Here is a 19706-nt window from a genome sequence, read left to right on the forward strand (position 1 = left end):
TAAGGCAAGCCCTGCGTTATCGCAAAGGCGACAGCATCAGCCAGCAGGCCGCTTCATCTGGCAACTGGTGGGCGTGCTCGAAACATAAGGGTCCATTTGCTTGATCGGCACGAAGGTGTACCCGGTCTTCTCCACGGAGTACTCACCTGCCTTGGCCTTTTGCCACTTGGTCATGAACATCGACTGCTGCAACTGGTGATCGGATGCGCGCATCTTCACCTCACCGGCAAAGCTTTTGATCGTGAGGTCTTCCATCGCGCGCGCAACCCGCACGGGTTCGGTCGATTTCGCCTTGGTCATGGCAGCCGACAGCATGTGAATGGCGTTCCAGGTCGCGTAGCCGTAGTAGTCGTCCGAGAATTTCTTCTGGAAGTCGCGCGCGACTTCCCCGATCTCGCCCGTGTGGTTGGTGTGTCCGTAAGCGACCATGTACACGTCGCCATCGCCGCTGCCGGCCAGCGCGGTCGGCGTACCGGTCACCACCGCGTAGTAGGTGTACATGGGCAGCTTGAGACCTGCGTCGTTCATCGCCTTGACCAGCAGCGTGAGGTCCGCGCCCCAGTTGCCGGTCACGACCGAGTCCGCACCCGAAGCCTTGATCTTGGCGACATAGGGCGCAAAGTCCTTGACCTGCCCGATCGGATGCAGTTCGTCACCCACGATCTGCACGTCGGGCCGCTTGCGCTTGATGGCGTCCTTGAAGTAGCGCGACACCTGCTGGCCGTGCGAATAGTTCTGGCCGATGATGAAGACCTTCTTGACGGCCGGCTGCTCTTTCATGAAGGACGACAGCGCTTCCATCTTCATGGACGTATCGGCATCGAAGCGAAAGTGCCAGAAGCTGCACGAGGGCGTACCGTCTCTTTCGGGTGCGTTGGTGAGCGCCGGATCCACCGCGGCGTAGTTCAGGTAGATCAGTTCCTTGCCGGGATTGCGCTCGTTGTGCTTGTTGATCGCATCCAGGATGGCCCATGCTGCGCCGGAACCATTACCCTGCGTGACATAGCGAAAGCCCTGGTCGATGGCGGACTTCAGGGTATTGAGGCTCTCTTGAGGAGTGCCCTTGTTATCGAAGCCCACCACCTCGAATTTCACGCCGGCCGCATTTTTGGCGCCGGAGTATCGGTCGGCGACGAACTGCCAGCTGCGCAGCTGGTTTTGCCCCACGTTCGCAAAAGGCCCCGACAGCGGGTCCATGAATGCGATGCGGACTGTTTCGCCCTTTTGTGCAAAAGCAGCGCCTGCCGCAAGAAGCATCGCGGTCGCTGCGATTGCCTGAAGCTTGAAGCCCATTGCCGATCTCCCTTGGTTATGGATGAGCTAAAGCCTAGCGAGGATTTCACACGAGCTCATCAGGGCTTACCTCAGCAAACCTGCTCCCAGTGCCGATTGCGCAGTCGTCTGGCTACGAGTACGCTACTCAGCCATAGGCAACAACGAATTCATGCGACACCAACCCCTGGACCGTTCGGCTCTCGAAGACGCACGGCACGGTACGCGGGGGCGCGCCACCGTTGTTCGCAAAGTTCGCAAGCCGCTGGACGATGCCGGCAAGCCCGTCGTGCTCAAGCAGTTCCTGGGCGTCCACGCGGGAAACCTGTGCAGGCACGAGGCATTCATACTCGCGCGGCTTTCACATCTCGAAGGCGTTGCAAGGCTGGCCGGCCCGCAGGAAACCGATCACCAGCTGGCGTTGCATAACTGCGGCGGCCAGGCGCTGGCAGAGCTGATCGAGACCCGTTCATTCACCCCAGACGCAGTGGTGAGGTTTGCATGCCAGCTTGCCCGCATTCTTGCGGACGTGCATGGCGCCGGGGTGGTCCATCGCAACATCAATCCCGACGCGATCGTCTTGTCGCCAGACGGCGTTGCGGTGCTGACTGACTTTGAATTTGCAGACCTGGCCGAACACCATGCGGGTGATGCAGCCGCTGGCGACATGTCCGCCACCGTGCCTTACCTTGCACCAGAGCAGACTGGCCGCACCGGCAACGCCGTCGGCACGCGTGCAGACCTCTATTGCCTGGGAACGCTTCTTTATCGCATGGCCACCGGGCGCCTGCCATTCATGGCACCGGATCCGCTTCAGTTCATCCATGAACTCCTGGTGGTCGATCCGGTCGCACCGTCGCAACTCGATGCGGGTATACCCGCAGGCCTGTCGCTCATCATCCTGCGGTTGCTGGCCAAATCCCCGGCCCGGCGCTATCAGAGCGCCGAGGGGCTCTTGCACGATCTGCTTCGACTCGCTGCGGAGATGGATCACGGCGACGGTGTTTTCGTTCTGGGCGATCGCGACTTTCCTGCACGGCTGGTTGCGCCCGCTCGCGCTATCGGGCGCGGGGACCAGCTCGCCGTGCTGCGCGCGGCATTCGATCAGGCGCGGCTGGGGCGCGGCCACACCCTGCTGGTCGAAGGCCCCGCCGGTGTCGGCAAAACCGCGCTCATCGATGAGCTTCGGGCTGTCGCGGCCCGTTCGGGCGGCTGGTTCGTGCAGGGCAAGTTCGATCAATACCAGAAAGATTCGGCCACCGCTGGCGCGCTGACGCAGGCGCTTCGCGCATTGGGGCAACTGCTGCTTGCGCTGCCGCATGACGATCTGCTGCTCCAGCGAGCGCGTATCGTGAAGCGCCTGGGGCCGGGTGCAGGTCTCATCACGCGACTGCTGCCTGAATTTGCGGTGCTGCTGGGCCCGCAGCCCGAGGCCCCCGAGGTTGACCTGCGGCAGGCCGAACTCCAGCTGCAGGAAGCCACGCTAAGCCTGTTGCTGGCTGTCGCCTCCCGCGAGCGTCCGGTCGTCCTGGCCCTCGATGACCTGCAGTGGGCCGCAGCGCTGCACCTTCGCAGCTTCGAGCGGCTGATGATGGAGCCGGGACTGGAGGGCCTGCTCCTGGTGGGTGCCTGCCGCAGCGGCGATGCGCGGTCCGGGGACGCGTTGTGGCTGATGCTCGACAAGTGGCGCGAACGGTCCGCCCCGATCACGCGAGTTCCGGTCACGAACCTCGCTGTGCCCCAACTGGGCGAGATGGTCGGCCAGATGCTGCGCCTGGACGAGCAACCGGCCCAGGACCTCGCCGGTGAGCTGCATGCGATCACCGGCGGCAATCCACTGGACACGGTGGAACTGCTCAACGCGTTGCGCCGCGATGGCGTGCTGCGGCTCCTGGAGTCGGGATGGCACTGGGCAGAACTTGCCATTCGCCAGTTTGTCGGGCGCGGAAATGTGGTGGATTTGCTCGCCGTGCGCGTTGGGCGTCTGCCACCCGCGTCACGCGAAGTGATCGAGTGCATGAGCTGTCTGGGCAACTCCATCGAGATGGCGCTGCTGGAGGCTGCGATGGGCCAGCCTGGGCAGGTGCTGCGCGAGCGCATGGCCGCGCCGATGGACGACGGGCTTCTGGTCGAAATCGCATCAGGCGCGGGGCCGGCGTTTGCCTTTCGGCATGACCGGGTGCAGCAGGCGGTGATGGATGCGATGGGTGAGGCGCGGGTCCTGCACTGGCGCTCGCTCATCGCGAGAAAACTATCCCGGACACAGTCGTTTGGGGAGCCGGCAGCGCAGCAGTATCTGGAGTGCGCCCATTTACTCGACATCCAGGAAGAACGTCTGCAGGCGGCACGCCTCCTGGTGGCGCTGGGCGTCAAGCTCGCCCACACGGCCGACTACACGCTGGCTGACCGCTACCTGAGCACAGCCGATGCGCTCGTGTCAGATGCGGGCGATGCGCTCGATCACGAGTTGCGGCTGGCGATTGACACGGGGCGCCACGCGGTGTTGTACCCGCTGGGCCGGCTGGACGAGGCAGACCTGCTGTTCGAGGCCATGCAAACCTCGAGCGCGGAGCCCCTGGCCCTGGTGGATGCCACCTGTCGGCAGATGCGCAGCCTGGATGTGCGCGGCAGGATGGAAGATGCCAAGGCGCTGGGCCTGCTCATGCTGGGTCGCCTTGGGCTGCATGCACCGCCGGGTTTCCTGACCGATGACACGGACCAGCGCCTGGACGCACTGCAGCAATGGGTGCGCGAGGATCAGCAGCTCGATCCGGCCAGCCGCCAGCAGATGCAGGACCGCGGCCTTCTGGCCGTCGCCAAGCTGCTCGGGCGCACGGTGCGTTCTGCGCTGGTCAGGTTCGACGCGGACGCCATCGTGTGGCTGCTGCTGGAGAGTCATCGCCTGTGGGTTACTCATGGGCCTTGTCCGGAACTCGTCGCCAACCTCGGACGCATGAGTGCGATGCTGATCGCGCTCAGGGGCAACCACAAGGCTGCCTACGAGTTTTCGCGCCACATCCTTTCGGTGGGTGAGGCCCTGGGCTACGAGCAGCAGTCGTCTGAAGCGCGCTTTGTCTTCGTCACCTACGCGGCGCACTGGTTCGAGCCGCTGGAGACCGTTTTTCAGGACGGGAAACGTGCTTACGAAGAGATTCGCGCGCGCGGCGATGCGTCGTATGCGTGCTTCGTGCACATGAACATGATCCTGACGCAGCTGGAGATGGCCCCGACCGCCGAAGTGTGCCTGCTCGAGGTGGAATCGGGCATCGCCCTGTGCCATCGCACGGGGAACAAGCTTGCACACATGCACCACCTGGGCGAGCGGCAGCTGCTGCGCGCACTTCAGGGGCAGACCCGATCGGCCACCAGCTTCGACGACGCGCAGTACGACGAGCAGGCCATGCTTCCCCTGATAGAGAGCCTGCCCAACCTGGAGCAGACCCATCGGGCATGCCGTGCGGTCAACGGCCTTCTGATGGGCGATGCGTCGGTTCTCATTGCCAACGCCAATCGAGCCGTCGCGATCACCCGCAGCATCACAGGCTATTACCTCACCACTTATGCGTATCTGACCGGCGCTGTGGCGCGTGCATGGGAACTGCGGCAGGCGCTGGCAACACCAGGCCAGGACATGGCGGCGATCGAAGCCGGACTTGCGCATTGCCGTCAATGGCTTGCCGCACGCGCAGCCGACCAGCCGTACAACTTCATGCACCTGCTGGCACTGGTCGATGCCGAGAGCGCCTGGGCAAGAGGCGACATGAACGCGGCCGTGGAGACATTCGACCGCGCGCTTGTACTTGCGCAGACCCGCCAGCGACCGTGGCATTGCGCACTCATTACCGAGCGTGCCGGCATCTTTCATCTGGAGGCCGGCCTTCAGTACACCGGGCGCAAACTGCTGGCCGAGGCGCGCGACCGCTACGAGCGATGGGGTGCGAGCGCCAAGGTAGCCCGCATGGTTAGCGAGCATGCGTTCCTGCGCAGCGAGGAAGACTCGCAGGACCGCTGGGGCGGACAGAACCTGTCGCAGGGCAGCGATGGCAGCGCCCTGTCCGGCGAAGCACTGGACCTTCTGGGGCTGCTGCGCGCGTCGCAGGCCCTCAGCTCCGAGCGCAGCCTGCCCGCACTGATAGCGCGGGTGGTTCGGGTTCTGCAAGCGTTGAGCGGTGCAACCCAGGTGCGGGTGCTGTCGTGGCACGACGACGGGTGGCGGCTGCTGGGCGCCGACGACGCGGCACCCGCGTCTGGCTCGATCACGGCGGCGCAGGGAGTCGTTCCCATGTCGGCGGTGACCTATGTCGAGCGCACCGGCGAAACCGTGCTGGTTGACGACGCGTGCAGTGACGACAGATTTGCACGCGATCCGTACTTCAACGGGGTGCTGGTGTGTTCGCTGCTTGTGATGCCGATCGCGAGCCAGGGCACTGCCCAGGCCATGCTTGTTCTGGAAAACCGCCAGGGCCGCGCGGCTTTCAGCGCCAGGCGGCTCGATGCGGTGATGCTGATTGCCGGGCAGCTTGCTGTCTCGCTTTCCAACGTGCAGTTGTACGAGCAGCTGGAGGCGCGCGTCCGGTCGCGCACACATGAACTGGAACTGATGCAAGCCCAGCTCATGGACACGGCCAGGCGCGCCGGCAAGGCCGAGATCGCAAACAACGTGCTGCACAACGTCGGCAACCTGCTCAACAGCATCACGGTGCTGGCAAGCGTGGTGCGAAAAGCCCTGGCCGAGTCCCGTTCCGCAAGCCTGTCTCAAGCGGTCGGGCTTCTGAAGCAGCACCAGAGGGACCTGGGTGCATTCCTTGAAAGCGATCCTGCCGGGCAGCTGCTGCTGCCCTACCTCGACCAGGTGGTTGCCGCCATTGATGACGAACGGCAGGACGTGGTGAAAGACCTGGACCGGCTGATCCTGAGCGTGGACCACATCACCAACGTGCTGGCACGCCAGCAGTTGCATGCCGGTCCTTCCAGCGTCGTGGAGCCGGTGCTGCCCGACGAGATCGTCTCCGAAGCCCTGGTGGTGTGCGGTCAGATGATTCGCGAGTCCGATGTGGCTGTCGGCGTCGATGACTCCGGAACCCCCGCGCTCACGGTAGACAGGCAACGCATCCTGCTGATCCTGATGAACCTGATTCGCAACGCCGTCCAGGCAATGGCTGGCACGCCCCGCGCAGCGCGCCGGTTGCAGCTCAAATGCTCACTGGCCGAGGCCCACCATGACGGGCCATCCGGGCAAGCCAGCTTGTGCTTCGAGGTCAGCGACACCGGTGAAGGTATCGCTGACGAACATCTTGAACGGCTGTTCGCACATGGCTTCAGCACGCGCCGCGGGGGCCACGGCTTCGGGCTTCATAGCAGTGCGATTGCCGCCATGGAGATGGGCGGCCGGCTCTCGGTCCACAGTGAAGGTCCAGGCCGTGGCGCGACCTTCACCCTGGAGGTTCCGGTGACGACGCCGACGCTGGGGCTCCCCGGCTCCTAAGCCGAAGGCAAGCTGTAGTCCTTGAGCATTTCCCGCAACCGCGTCTTGAGCATCTTGCCGGTCGCGCCAAGAGGAATGGCATCGACGAACACCACATCATCGGGCACCTGCCATTTGGCGGTCTTGCCTTCGTAGAACTTCAGCAGTTCTTCGCGCGTCACCTCGGCGCCGGGCTTTTTAACCACCGCGACGATGGGGCGCTCGTCCCACTTCGGATGCCGCATGCCGATGCACGCCGCCATCGCGACCGCCGGATGGGCCACTGCAATGTTCTCGATGTCGATCGAGCTGATCCACTCGCCGCCCGACTTGATCACGTCCTTGCTGCGGTCGGTGATCTGCACATAGCCATCAGCGTCTATCGATGCGACGTCGCCGGTCGGGAACCAGCCATTGATGAGCGGATCGCCGCCCTCGCCCTTGAAATATTCACGCACCACCCACGGCCCTTTGACCAGCAGGTCGCCTGGCGTCTTGCCATCCCACGGCAAGGGCTCGCCGTTGTCGCCGGTGATCTTGAAGTCCACGCCGAAGATCGCGCGGCCCTGCTTCATGCGGATCTTCATCTGCTCTTCGGGCGACATGGCCAGGTGCTTGTTCTTGAGTGTGCAGAGCGTGCCCAGCGGGCTCATCTCGGTCATGCCCCAGGCATGCAGCACTTCGACGCCGTAGTCCTCGCGGAAGGCGTTGATCATGGCTGGCGGGCAGGCCGAGCCGCCGATGACGGTTCGCTTGAGGGTGGAAAAGCGCAGGTTGTCGGGCTTCATGTGGCCCAGCAGCATTTGCCAGACCGTCGGCACGCCCGCTGCGTAAGAGACTTTCTCGGACTCCATCAGCTCATAGATCGACTTGCCGTCCATGGCCGGGCCGGGGAACACCAGCTTGCAACCGGTGAGCGCCGCCGAGTAGGGAATGCCCCAGGCATTGACGTGGAACATCGGCACGACCGGCAGCACACAGTCGCGCGCCGACAGGCACATGACGTCAGGCAACGCGGCCGCGTACGCATGCAGGATCGTCGAGCGGTGGCTGTAGAGGGCCGCCTTCGGGTTGCCGGTAGTGCCACTCGTGTAGCACATGCTCGATGCAGAGTTTTCGTCGAACTTTGGCCATTCGTAGGTTGTGGGTTGACCGCCGATCCAGGACTCGTAGGCAACGAGATTGGGGATGCCGCTGTCGGCGGGCAGACGGTCTGCGTCGCACAGCGCCACGTACTGCTTGATGCTCGGGCTACGCGCATGAATCGCCTGCACCAGCGGCAGGAACGTCAGGTCGAAGCACAGGACCTGGTCTTCTGCGTGAGTGGCGATCCAGGCGATCTGGTCGGGGTGCAGGCGCGGGTTGATGGTGTGCAGGACGTGGCCCGAACCGCTGACGCCAAAGTAGAGCTCCAGGTGGCGGTAGCCGTTCCAGGCCAGCGTGGCGACCCGGTCAGAAAACAGCAGGTTGGAAGCGCCCAGGGCGTTGGCGACCTGACGCGATCGCTTGGCCACATCGGCCCAGGTGTAGCGATGGATATCGCCTTCCACGCGTCGCGAGACGATTTCGGCGTCCCCGTGGTGGCGTTCTGCGAACTCGATCAGCGACGAGATCAGCAGGGGTTGGTCTTGCATCAGGCCCAGCATCGTTTGCTCCTATGTTTTTGAAATGCGTTCGCCGGCCATCGTAGCGAGGTTTGCGGTGCATGCCCACCAGATGTCATGCCGGACTCGATCCGGCATCCACCGCGAAGCGGCTACGGCGGTCGAAGTCATGGATTGCGGATCAAGTCCGCAATGACAACCATGCATTGAGCTTGCGGGGACAATTGCGCGATGACACCTACACCCGTGTGGCGCAGCAGCTTTTCCTCGCTGGGTCCGGCGTTCTTTACTGAACTGCAGCCGACCCCGCTTCCCGAGCCCTATCTAGTCTCCGCGAACTCTGCCGTGGCGGACCAGCTGGGTCTTGATCTGAATTGGCTGGCGTCACCTGCAGGCATAGACGCCTTCACCGGCAACGTCGTCATGCCGGGCAGCAGGCCGCTCGCCAGTGTGTACAGCGGTCACCAGTTCGGCGTGTGGGCCGGGCAGCTGGGCGACGGCCGCGCCATCCTGCTGGGCGACCTGCCCTCTGCCGACGGACGGCAAGAGGTTCAACTCAAGGGCAGCGGCCTGACGCCGTACTCGCGCATGGGCGATGGCCGCGCGGTGCTGCGATCGAGCATCCGGGAATACCTGTGTTCCGAGGCGATGCACGGCCTGGGCGTTCCCACGACCCGCGCCCTGTGCGTGACGGGCTCCCCCCAACCCGTCCGGCGCGAAGAAATTGAAACGGCTGCCGTGGTCGCACGCGTGGCGCCCAGCTTTGTGCGCTTCGGTCACTTCGAGCATTTCGCGGCCAGGGGCCAGACTGCAGAACTCAAGCAGCTCGCGGATTTCGTCATCGACGGCTACTACCCGCAGTGCCGCACATCCGATCGCTACCACGGCAATCCGTATGCAGCATTGCTCGAAGCAGTGACCGCGCGCACGGCGGCGATGGTGGCGCAATGGCAGGCCGTCGGCTTTTGCCACGGCGTGATGAACACCGACAACATGAGCATCCTGGGCCTGACGATCGACTATGGCCCCTTCCAGTTCCTGGATGGGTTCGATCCCGGACACATCTGCAATCACAGCGACGAGCAGGGCCGATACGCGTTCAACCGGCAGCCCAACGTCGCTTACTGGAATCTGTTTTGCCTGGGCCAGGCGCTGCTGCCGTTGATCGGGGAGCAAGACGATGCGCTGGCGGCGCTTGAGACTTACAAGACTGTTTTTCCCCATGAGCTGCAAGCTTGCATGCTCGCCAAGCTGGGCCTGACGGATGCCCGCGAAGGCGACCGCGAACTGATTGAAAACACGCTGCAGCTGCTTGCGAAAAATCGCACCGACTTCACGATCTTCTGGCGCCGGCTGTCGCGCTTCGTCGAGGGAGCAGCCGTCGATACGGTGCGCGACCTGTTCCTGGAACCGAAGGATTTCGACGCGTGGCTGCCGCAATACCTGGACCGTCTGCCGGGCGACCGCGCGGCGATGACTGCCATTGCCGCAGCGATGCTGCGCACCAATCCCAAATTCATCTTGCGCAACCACCTCGCCGAAATCGCCATCCGGCAGGCCAAGCTCAAGGATTTTTCCGAAGTCGAGGCCTTGCTGGCTGTCTTGCAGGCGCCCTTTGATGAACATCCCGCGCATGAGGACAAGGCTGGCTTTCCGCCTGACTGGGCTTCGCAGATCGAGATCAGTTGTTCGTCGTGATGGCCATACGAAATTGGCTGATCGGATTTGCCTGACTCTGGGATATTCTTGAAGAGCCCATGACAGAGTCTGCAAAATCCCCCTCCCTCCACGCCCCCACTGCGGATTCGCAACCGCGTGAACTCCAGCTTCGCACAGCACGCGCCGCAATTGCGAAGACCCTGGGCGCCGACCAGCTCGCGAAGCTGCATGTAGAGAACCTGGCACTGGACCTCGCCGCGATCTTCGGCTCGATCGCCCTCTTCCTGCTTCTGGCTTGGCAGCTCGCAACGGGTTCTGCCAGTTCCGTGCTCTGGTGGCTGTGCCTGGCGCTGCAGGGCAACCTGATCGTGGTGATGGGCATCATCAACCATGACGTGTTCGTGCACCGCAAGCGGCTGCCCACGCCATGGCGCTGGATCGTGTCTTCGATGCTGGCCTGGCCTGCCCAGTTGCGCGCGTCGGTGTACGAAAGCCAGCACATGGCGCATCACAGGGGCCTGGGCACTGACAACGACACCGAGATGCACAAGCATGGGCTCGATTCGGCCATGCGGCGCGTGTTCTACGCCACACCGGCACTGCTCGTTTTTCGGGCGCTGTTCTACCGGGGGGTTTACGCCAAACCGCCAGCCAGGGCAGTCCACGGCGGCGACCAACGCGTGCGTATTGAAAGGAACACGCGATTCGTGCTCATCGGTCTGTCGCTGTTGACGCTTGCGTTTGACTGGCGCTTGCTGGTGCTGGGTTACCTGCTGCCCTTGCTGGTGGTGTCACCCATGATCAACACACTTCGCATCGTGCTCGAACACTTCGACCTGGATGCGCGCAACCCTTTTTGGGTCGGGACGTTCTATCGCACCGGCTTCATCACGCGTCCGATGTTCTGGTGGGGTGCGGGCGATTGCCACATGGTCCACCACTTCTACGCCAATATTCCCTTCTACCGGATGCCGGCGGCGCTGCGCCTGTTCCGGCCCATCCTGCAACGCGAAGGCGTGTACGAGCACCGGTCACTCGCGCCGCTGCTCGCCGACTGGTTCAAGGCGTCCCGGGGACACTGGTCCTTGCCAGCACACGCGCAGGAACAGGCGAATCGTCGGGCGCAGACGGCGGCGCCCTGAAGTACAGCGAGACCACTGTTCCGCTGCCGAGGTCAGACGACACTTCGACGCTTCCGTTGATCGACTCCATCACCCGGCGGCAAAACATGAGACCCATGCCGTTGCCACCCGAGCTGGCGCGTGAAGTGACCGGTTCACGCAGCAGCCGGCTGAGGATTTCGGGCGGAATCCCGGGGCCGTTGTCCTGGAAGCGGATCCACCTGGGCCGTGCCACATCGTTGCCCGTGCCGACGATGATCTTGAGCCTGTGCGAGCTTCCATGCTGGCCCCGCAGGGCGATCAAGGCATTCTTGGCGAGCGTGCACAGCACCAGGTACAAGAGATCGCGACGGCCGTCCAGCACAAAGTCGCCGACGATTTCGCTGGTGACCCAGCTGCGCTCGTCGTCCTCAAACGGAAACTCATCGAGTAGCGCTTCAACCAGGCCACGCGCACTCACTGTCTGGGGGACGGCTCCGGGGTAGGCATCCCTTGCGGACTGCACGAAGGTTGAAACCAGTGACTGGCAATAGAGCGCGCGTCGTTCGGCGCGCTCCAGGGCGGCCATCAACTGCCCCGGTTCGTCCTCGGTGAAACGCGCGACGCCGGCCTTGTCGCCATCTTCCGGCGGCAGGTAGCGCGCCGCCACACTGGCCACGCTGCCCCTGACGGTTGCAAGCGGTGTATTGAGCTCGTGCGCGAGAAAGCCCAGGGTCTCGCGAAGCGCAGCCGCGCGGCGCTCGTTGGTGGAGCGCTCCGTTTTTTGCGTGCGGTACAGGTCCATCGCTTCGAGCACGGCTTCCCGGGTCACGTCGTCGGTCAGCGGTTTTTCCAGGATTCGCATCACCCTGCCCTGGTTGATGGCGGCGATGGCAACATCGCGTTCGGCGTAGGCAGTTGCGAGCAAGCGGATGATGTGGCGGTGCTCGCGCTGCACCACACGCAATAGCTTCATGCCGTCGCGCTCGGGCATGCGAAAGTCAGTGACCAGCACTGCAAACTCGCGTTCGCCCGCAGCAAGGATCTCGAGCGCCTCGGTAACCCCCGAGGCCGTCACGACGTCAAATTCGTCTGCGAACACCCGCGCGAAAATCTTGCGGGTGAATTCCTCATCGTCAACGAAGAGAACGGAAAGTGATTTGTCGGCGGCTACTGGCATGGGCTGCTGGACTCTACCCGATGGCTGCGGCTCCCTGAGCTCGCAGCCACTCACGCAGTGCCGTGTTGCTGGTTTCGGTGAGTTCTCCCAGATGCGTGACCCACAGGTCTTCCGCCGGCCACTGGCCGGTCTCGCGAAGCGCCACGTACAGTTCGCGTGCGTAGCGGTGAAGCGACTTGGCTCCGCCCTCGCCGCTCATGCCGACCAGTGAATGCATGGCATCGAGCGCAGCCTGCATGTCGCGCGCGTCGCTGGCGCGGCGCACCTGGCCCACGAGAGCCATGCTTCGCGGCACGAAGTCATCGACGAGTTCGGCCAGCATGCCCAGCCGGAGGTAGTTCGCAAGACGGCCCTCGTCCAGCAGCACAGGCTCCTGCGCCTGGGCATGGACGACCGGTGCCGCCGAAGCCGTCCGCAATCCGAGTAGCTGCGCCAGCTTCGACTGCAAGGCTGCCTGATCGACGGGCTTGGTGATGAAGTCGGATATGCCAGCTGCGCTGCCCTCGGCAATGACCTGCGGTCCGGCATAGCCGGTGATGGCAATGATGGGAATGCGCCTTTCGCCCGCAGCGCCGGACCGGATCGCACGGGCGGTTTCCATGCCGCCCATGCGCGGCATCTGCAGGTCCAGCAAGACCGCATCGACCGTGCCGCCTTGCGACAGGAGCGCGAGCACTGCTTCGCCGTCGCTGGCTTCAATTACCGTCGCTCCCAGGTGTCTGAGCGTTCCCGCCACGCTCATGCGGTTGTAGGCGTTGTCGTCCGCCACCAGGATGGTGCGGTCGTGCAGGGAACCAGCCATGCGCTCGGGAGCGGATGCGCGCTGGGTCACCGCCAGCTGCAAGGCCTCTATGAACGCCACCGGGTCGGCCGGCTTGGCCACAAAACCGTCGAAACCCGCCTTGGCCGTCTTGACCCGCGCCACGTGCTCTGGTTCTGCCGTGTGGGCGAGCAGGCAGGTGTCGCGGTTCAGAGGAGCGAGCTGGCCACGCACCGATTCGGCAATTTCGTACCCGTCCATGCGCGGCATGTTGAGATCCAGCACGACCATGTCGAACTTTGTTTCGCGCAGCGCCTGCAGCGCCTCGATTCCATCGGCGGCTTCCCGCACCGAGCACATCAGCGACAGCAGCAGCTGGCGGGTAGAGGCGCGAATGCCGGCGTCGTCATCCACCACCAGAACCAGCTTGTTGGCGAACTCCCGCCGTGCCTGCGCAAACACACGCTCGCGCCCGGTTTCGATTTCCTCGCGGCTGACCGGCGGCATCTCCATCACAAAGGAAGTGGTGCCCGGGGCGCAATTGCAGCTGATCTTTCCGCCGATGGCTTCCACGGCGCGACGGCAGTACGCCAGGCCCAGCCCCGTCCCGCTGGACTTGCCGCTGGTGTTGAACGGCTGGAAAAGTTCGGCAAGCGCTTCTGCGGGAATGCCCGGACCCGTGTCGGTCACGCAAATGCGTCCCTCATCGACTTCGAGCCTGACGTGCATACCCGGATAAGCCGGCAGATAGTGCAGAGCATTCTTGAGCAGGTTGAAGAGCACGAACAGGAATGCAGTCTCGTCGGCGCGAAAGACAAAGTCGCGCTTGACCACGACGCTGACGCTGGAGCGCTGCACTTCGTCTTCATAGCCGAATTCGGCGACGGCCTTCCTGCACAGTTCTTCGGCCGATGCATAGCTCAGCCGTTCGGTGTTCAGCGCCTTGGCGTTGACTTCGTCCAGTGTCATCGTGATGACCTGCAGGCCGCGGCGCACGGCGGTCTCGCCCTGCGAGACATGGCGATAGAGCTGCTCGACGCTGTGCGCATCGATGACCTGCTCTTGCGCCCGGGCGCTGGGCAACGGAAGCGATTGGCGTATCTGCTCCAGGCTGTGGCGGACCTGAGCGAGCGGGTTGCGCATTTCGTGTGCGATGGATCCGGCCAGAGACGCGTAGGCCTGCCGAACCCTCTCGGCGGCGCCCTGCTCCAGCGCGAACTTGAAGACGCTGCCACCGATGATGCTGATGAGCAGCAGTGGCAGGCGCATCACGTAATCCATGGGCACGCGAGGCTCCGGGCTCACCATGACGTAGAGCCCCGCCGCCGCCCCGAAACCTGCCAGCAGCATGACGATGAGGTTGCGCCAGTCGGTGAGCAAGAGAAGCATGAAGACGGCCATGAACGTGTTGCCCACGGCACCCGGTCCGCCGCCGTTCATCAGCGAGCTGAAGACAAAGGTCATCGGCAGCGATACCGTCATGACGAAGTACGAAAAATGGAGGTAATACGGCTTGGCCCTGTCAGGCCAGTAGGCGCGCAGCGCCAGCACGGCAAGGATGGCGACATCGAACAGCCGCAGCAGGATGTCGTCGTAGGTGGATGGACTGCGCAGGAACCGCAGCATGTACATCGCGGGCAACCCCACGATGCCAAAGACGATCATGTAGCGCAGCAACAGCGGACTTGGCTGGTGGTAGGCCCTGTAATAGGAAAAGATCCGGCTGAACCAATGAGTCATGGTGGACTTTGTGACAGTGGTGTTCTTCATTGCGTTGCCATCCCTGCGACGCCGAGCGCAATCGCCATGTCGCGGGCGCCACCGCGAATCAGCGTATAGACCTTTGCGGTACCTGGCAGTGGTACATCGCGAGCCAGTACGCTGAAACCGAACCGGCGATAAAGACGACTGAGCGAATGCGTGCACGTGGCCCAGAGCCCATCAACACGAGCCTGGGTGCAGGCGTATTCGAGGGCCAGATTCATGCAGTGACGAAGCGCGTTCACATCACTGCGGTATTCAGGCGCAAGAACCAGCCGGCCTACTTCCCATTCACCTTTCTGGATCGACGGAGCACTGCCACCGGCCTGCGGCAGCAGCTGCTCCGTCAAGGTCAAACCGTAGCCCAGTGGCACGATCCGAATCGTGCCGAGCCGCTCACCATGAAGGTCGAATGCGACCACGATTCCGCACTCGTCTCTTTTTTTTCGAGACACTCGAACAGCGGCCCTGCGGCCGCTCCTGCGCTCTTGTGCACGGAAAGGTCGATCTCGTCGCGCAAATGCATGACCGAAGCAACCTCATCAGGAGGAACGCGAACCAGTTGAACGGCATCCAGAAAAGACTGGGACCCGAAAGGCAGTGCGCCGCCGGCGAATGCCATCGGCCCGGATGAGGTGATTTGTAATTGCATGGCTGCGTACTCCACAGGTTTGAATCAATCGTCACATAATCGCCATACCGGCGTAGCGCCACCCCTGTTAGTTCTGACAGGGGGTCATATACGGCATTTCCCTATAAAGCGGTCCTGCGAGGCATCTCCCGATTCCTCACCAGCACGACACAACTTCACGTGTCGGAACTTTAGCACTAACACTAATCATTTTGTGGCGCACCCATGAGTTACACCATCGAGAAAACCGACGCCGAGTGGAAAGCACTGCTTGCCGAAAAGAATGCCGAGCGCGGCGCATTCGAAGTGACCCGCCACGCAGCGACCGAGCGGCCGTTCACAGGCAAGTACGAGGCGGTCTGGGCTGATGGCAGCTACCACTGCGTTTGCTGCGGCTCCAAGCTGTTCGACTCCACCACCAAGTTCGATGCGGGTTGTGGCTGGCCGAGCTTTTCGCAGGCCGTCCCCGGCTCGATCAAGGAAATCCGCGACACCAGCCACGGCATGGTTCGCGTTGAAACGGTGTGCGCCCAATGCGGTGCGCATCTGGGCCATGTGTTCCCGGACGGTCCCACCGACACGGGCCTGCGCTATTGCATGAACTCCGCGTCTCTCGATTTCAAAGGCCAGGACCGGTAAGAACCCATGAAACTTCTGCTCGATTTCTTCCCGATCATCCTTTTTTTCATTGCGTTCAAGTTTGCGGGTATCTACGTCGCTACAGCCGTGGCCATTGTCGCCACGATCGCGCAGATCGCATGGCTGCGGTACAGCCGCGGCAAGGTCGAACCCATGCAGTGGATCAGCCTGGGGATCATCGTGCTGTTTGGCGGAGCGACCATCATTTCGCAGAACGAGACCTTCATCAAGTGGAAGCCGACCGTGCTCTACTGGCTGATGGCCGCTACGCTCGCCTCGGGACAGCTTTTCTTTCGCAAGAACCTGCTCAAGTCGTTGATGGGTGCGCAGCTTGAACTCCCGGACAACGCATGGCGGGTCATGAACTGGAGCTGGATCGGCTTCTTCACGCTGATGGGGATCATCAACCTCTGGGTGGCGTACAACTTCGACACCGACACGTGGGTCAACTTCAAGCTGTTTGGCGGGCTCGGGCTCATGGCGGTATTCGTGGTGGGCCAGGCGCTGTACCTCGGTCGCTACATGAAGTCTGACGAATCGCCCAAGCAGCCCTGAAGTCAGGCCCAGACATGCCCACCGGAATCACTGCGCAGGCCATCGAGGCCCGCCTTGCGGAACTCCTGGCCCCGACTTCGCTCGAAGTGGTGGATGAAAGTGCCGCTCACGCGGGCCACGCCGGGGCCGACGAGAGCGGATCCGGCACCCACTTCAGGGTGCGTATAGCCTCCCCCCAGTTCGCCGGCATCTCGCGCGTCGCGCGTCATCGCCTTGTGTATGATTCGCTGCGCCAATTCACCGACCAGGGCCTGCACGCGCTCGCGATCGAAATTCTCTGATCCGTTTTACCCATCCCCACAGGGCATTCCCAATGAAGCAAGTCATCCTGTCCGCAGTTGCAGCGGCCGTTCTCAGCGTCGCCGTGCCGGCGTTCGCGCAAAACATCGCCATCGTCAATGGCAAGGCCATCCCCAAGGCGCGAATGGACCAGCTCGCCGCTGAGATCACCCGGACGGGCCGGCCGGTCGGCCCCGAAATGCAGGGCCAGATGCGCGAAGCCGTCATTACCCGCGAAATCTTCATGCAGGAAGCCCAGCGCCGTGGCCTTGACGGCAGCGAAGACTTCAAGGCGCAGCTCGAGCTGGCTCGCCAGAACCTCATGATCCGCGAGCTGTTCATGGAGTATGCAAAGGCGAACCCCGTCACCGAAGCTGAAATCAAGGCCGAGTACGACAAGTTCGCAGCAGCGAACGGCGGCAAGGAATATCGCGCTCGCCACATCCTGGTCGAGAAGGAAGAAGAAGCCAAGGCCATCATTGCTTCGCTCAAGCGCGGCGGCAAGTTTGACGACATCGCCAAGAAGCAGTCCAAGGACCCTGGATCAGGCGCCAACGGCGGCGACCTCGACTGGGCCAATGCCGGCAGCTACGTCCCCGAGTTCTCGGCCGCGCTGGTCAAGCTGAACAAGGGCCAGCTGACGCAAGAGCCGGTCAAGAGCCAGTTCGGCTATCACGTCATTCGCCTGGACGACACGCGCGATGCGCAGCTGCCCAAGTTCGATGAAGTCAAGCCACAGATCGCCCAGCAGTTGCAGCAGCAAAAGCTCAGCAAGTTCCAGGAAGACCTGCGCGGCAAAGCCCGGGTGGAGTGATTCCAGCGTCTGGCTCCCGCATTTGTGCGGTGACCTGAGCAAAGCGGCCTGCGGGCCGCTTTTTTATGGGCCCGCCGGTCGCCCGACAAGCATCAGGACCCCGATCAGCACGGGCTGGTGCAGCATGTACCAGCTCAGGCTCCAGCGGCCCAGCCACGCTAGTGGCGATGCGCCGCGCGCAATGGCGCCGGTCACCCACTGCCTGCGATGGCGCAACAGCCATTGCCCCGTGGCCATCCCCCACCAGATCACGCCTATCCACGGGATGACAGGCACATAGTCTTCGGTGATCGGCTTGCGGCTCACCAGGCCCAGCCAGTTGAAGGCCCTGTCATTGAGGAAGTCGAGCGCAGGCCACACCTGGTGCGCGAACCCGGCGGCGGGCTTCAGTGCCAGGCAGACCGCGCCCGCGATCCAGAGCCAGCGGCCCCAACCGGCTGACAGGCGCACCACGATCAACATCACCGCAATCGCGTGCAACACGCCGAAGTAGATAAAGCTCTTCGGGTACATCCACAGCGATCCCGCCGTGACAAGCAACGCACAGGCTGCCACCTGAGCCCATCGTTTCCAGAACCTCGACCAGCCCTGCCCCTGTTCGACCGCGATCGCCTGCCCGCATCCTGCGCAAAAGAGAAACAGGCTGACGATGAACGTGCGCTGCCAGGTCCACAAAGGATCGGCATAGAAGTTCTGGTGCAGCCAGCCGAAGTGATTCAGGTCGAAGCAGAAATGAAAGACTGTCATCCAGGCAATCGCCACGCCGCGCAGCGCATCGATCCGGTCGTATCGTTGCCGGTGGTCCTGGGCTGGGCGTTGGAGTGCGGCGGGCATGGGCTGCAAGTCTAGAGCTTTCGGTCGCTCGCACTCTCCCGGTTGACGCATGTGCGCCCCCGGGCTCCAATGCAAACCATGCAAGAACAAGTTGTCAAACAAACCGTCTTCCCACCGCAGGTCACGCAGGCGCTAGAGCGCGGAGACCTGATGGGCGCCATCAGGCTGCTTCGCGCCAGCGGCTTCGGCCTAAAGGAAGCAAAAGACGCGCTCGATGCACACGTGCGCGCCACACGACCCGGCGCGACGGACATGAAGCAGCGATTCGATGCGCCCCGGCCAGTGGATGCGACGAAGATCGTCTCGGAACTGTCGCCCGGCCAGGTTCGCAGCATGGGCGAAAGCACCTGGCTGTTGATTGCGATCGTCATCGGGGTGCTGGTTTCGCTCTTGCTCACCGGCTGCGCAATGGCGCCTGCGTCTCAAGGCGTGCCGGCAACAACCGTGGCCCAGATCGCCCCGAGCGGAAAGCTGCGCGCTGCGATCAACTTCGGCAACCCGATCCTGGCTACCAGGGACCCGGTGACCGGTGAGCCCCGCGGCGTCTCGGTTGATCTTTCGCGCGAACTCGGCAAGCGGCTTGGTGTGCCCGTCGAGCTGGTGACGTTTGAAGCAGCAGGTCGCGTGGTCGATGCAGTGAAGAACGCGCAAGTCGATATCGGGTTTGTCGCCATCGATCCGGTGCGCGGCGCGGACATCCTGCAGACGCCGGCCTACGTGATCATCGAAGGCGCGTATCTCGTGCGAGACAACTCGCCGATCCGGCGCAATGAAGAAGTGGACCGTCCGGGCATCCGCATTGCAGTGGGCAATGGCAGCGCCTACGACCTGTATCTCACGCGCGAGTTGAAGAACGCGAAGCTTGCGAAGGCGCAAACCTCGCCGACCGTCGTGGACTACTTTCTTGCCCAGAACCTGGAAGTTGCAGCCGGCGTCAAGCAGCAGCTCCAGGCCGATGCGAAGCGCCTCGCGGGGCTGCGCCTGCTCGACGGCCGCTTCATGGTGATCCAGCAGGCGATGGGCTTGCCGAAAGGCCGTGATGCGGGCGTTGCATACGTCAGCCGGTTCGTGCAAGAGATGAAGGCGTCTGGTTTCGTTGCCGCTGCGCTGGCCCGGCACCGGATCGAAGGCGCGCTGGTCGCGCCCTGATCCAC

15 protein-coding genes are annotated in these 19706 nt (G+C 63.2%); 8 read left to right on the forward strand and 7 right to left on the reverse strand.

The annotated features are described in order from the left end of the window. Positions 1–36: 36 nt before the first annotated feature. Entirely contained in the window at positions 37–1293 is a 1257-nt protein-coding gene (locus AQ12_RS14710; RefSeq protein ID WP_048440692.1) for a branched-chain amino acid ABC transporter substrate-binding protein, read from the reverse strand. A gap of 151 nt (positions 1294–1444) precedes the next feature. On the opposite strand from AQ12_RS14710, the gene AQ12_RS14715 reads away from it, so the two are divergent. Next, positions 1445–6757, forward strand: a complete 5313-nt coding sequence (locus tag AQ12_RS14715) for an AAA family ATPase (protein ID WP_053076750.1) — start codon at positions 1445–1447, stop codon at positions 6755–6757. Here AQ12_RS14715 and AQ12_RS14720 read toward each other — a convergent pair. After that, positions 6754–8382 (reverse strand): 3-(methylthio)propionyl-CoA ligase, encoded by a 1629-nt coding sequence (locus AQ12_RS14720; protein ID WP_048440693.1) that lies wholly within the window; start codon positions 8380–8382, stop codon positions 6754–6756. The genes AQ12_RS14715 and AQ12_RS14720 overlap by 4 nt on opposite strands. Positions 8383–8571: 189 nt before the next feature. On the opposite strand from AQ12_RS14720, the gene AQ12_RS14725 reads away from it, so the two are divergent. Together AQ12_RS14725 and AQ12_RS14730 are read left to right on the forward strand one after the other, a co-directional pair. After that, positions 8572–10038 (forward strand): YdiU family protein, encoded by a 1467-nt coding sequence (locus tag AQ12_RS14725; protein WP_048440694.1) that lies wholly within the window; start codon positions 8572–8574, stop codon positions 10036–10038. Between the two features lie 59 nt (positions 10039–10097). Continuing rightward, positions 10098–11141, forward strand: coding sequence for a fatty acid desaturase (locus AQ12_RS14730; RefSeq protein ID WP_048440695.1), 1044 nt, complete (start codon positions 10098–10100; stop codon positions 11139–11141). On the opposite strand, the gene AQ12_RS14735 is transcribed toward AQ12_RS14730, so the two are convergent. The 4 genes from AQ12_RS14735 to AQ12_RS14750 are packed head-to-tail and all read right to left on the reverse strand — an operon-like array spanning position 11059 to position 15452. Beyond that, on the reverse strand, positions 11059–12279 hold the full coding sequence (locus tag AQ12_RS14735; protein WP_082151612.1) for a hybrid sensor histidine kinase/response regulator: 1221 nt from the start codon (positions 12277–12279) through the stop codon (positions 11059–11061). The genes AQ12_RS14730 and AQ12_RS14735 overlap by 83 nt on opposite strands. A 13-nt stretch (positions 12280–12292) precedes the next feature. Further along, complete coding sequence (locus tag AQ12_RS14740) at positions 12293–14779, reverse strand: response regulator (RefSeq protein ID WP_161799034.1); 2487 nt, start codon at positions 14777–14779, stop codon at positions 12293–12295. Positions 14780–14805: 26 nt separating this feature from the next. After that, complete coding sequence (locus AQ12_RS14745) at positions 14806–15222, reverse strand: N-acetyltransferase (RefSeq protein WP_238587729.1); 417 nt, start codon at positions 15220–15222, stop codon at positions 14806–14808. Then, positions 15153–15452, reverse strand: a complete 300-nt coding sequence (locus AQ12_RS14750) for a hypothetical protein (protein WP_152682818.1) — start codon at positions 15450–15452, stop codon at positions 15153–15155. The genes AQ12_RS14745 and AQ12_RS14750 overlap by 70 nt, the downstream gene beginning before the upstream one ends. Before the next feature lie 204 nt (positions 15453–15656). Here AQ12_RS14750 and msrB point away from each other — a divergent pair, with 204 nt between their 5' ends. From msrB to AQ12_RS14770, 4 genes are read left to right on the forward strand one after another with little or no spacing between them, the layout of a single operon-like run. Then, positions 15657–16070 (forward strand): peptide-methionine (R)-S-oxide reductase MsrB, encoded by a 414-nt coding sequence (msrB, locus tag AQ12_RS14755; RefSeq protein WP_048440698.1) that lies wholly within the window; start codon positions 15657–15659, stop codon positions 16068–16070. A gap of 6 nt (positions 16071–16076) precedes the next feature. After that, complete coding sequence (locus AQ12_RS14760; protein ID WP_048440699.1) at positions 16077–16625, forward strand: septation protein A; 549 nt, start codon at positions 16077–16079, stop codon at positions 16623–16625. A gap of 14 nt (positions 16626–16639) precedes the next feature. Then, positions 16640–16906: a BolA family transcriptional regulator gene (locus AQ12_RS14765; RefSeq protein WP_048440700.1), complete on the forward strand. Its 267-nt coding sequence runs from the start codon at positions 16640–16642 to the stop codon at positions 16904–16906. A 32-nt stretch (positions 16907–16938) separates the two neighbouring features. After that, positions 16939–17718 (forward strand): peptidylprolyl isomerase, encoded by a 780-nt coding sequence (locus AQ12_RS14770; protein ID WP_048440701.1) that lies wholly within the window; start codon positions 16939–16941, stop codon positions 17716–17718. Positions 17719–17781: 63 nt separating this feature from the next. Here AQ12_RS14770 and AQ12_RS14775 read toward each other — a convergent pair whose 3' ends face one another. Further along, positions 17782–18552: a DUF1624 domain-containing protein gene (locus AQ12_RS14775; RefSeq protein WP_048440702.1), complete on the reverse strand. Its 771-nt coding sequence runs from the start codon at positions 18550–18552 to the stop codon at positions 17782–17784. A 408-nt stretch (positions 18553–18960) separates the two neighbouring features. On the opposite strand from AQ12_RS14775, the gene AQ12_RS14780 reads away from it, so the two are divergent. After that, positions 18961–19701 carry an ABC transporter substrate-binding protein gene (locus AQ12_RS14780; RefSeq protein ID WP_048440888.1) on the forward strand — a complete coding sequence of 247 codons (741 nt, stop codon included), beginning with the start codon at positions 18961–18963 and terminating at the stop codon, positions 19699–19701. Positions 19702–19706 lie beyond the last annotated feature (5 nt).

The organism is Caenimonas sp. SL110 (genome assembly GCF_001044395.1).
Classification (GTDB): domain Bacteria; phylum Pseudomonadota; class Gammaproteobacteria; order Burkholderiales; family Burkholderiaceae_C; genus Ramlibacter.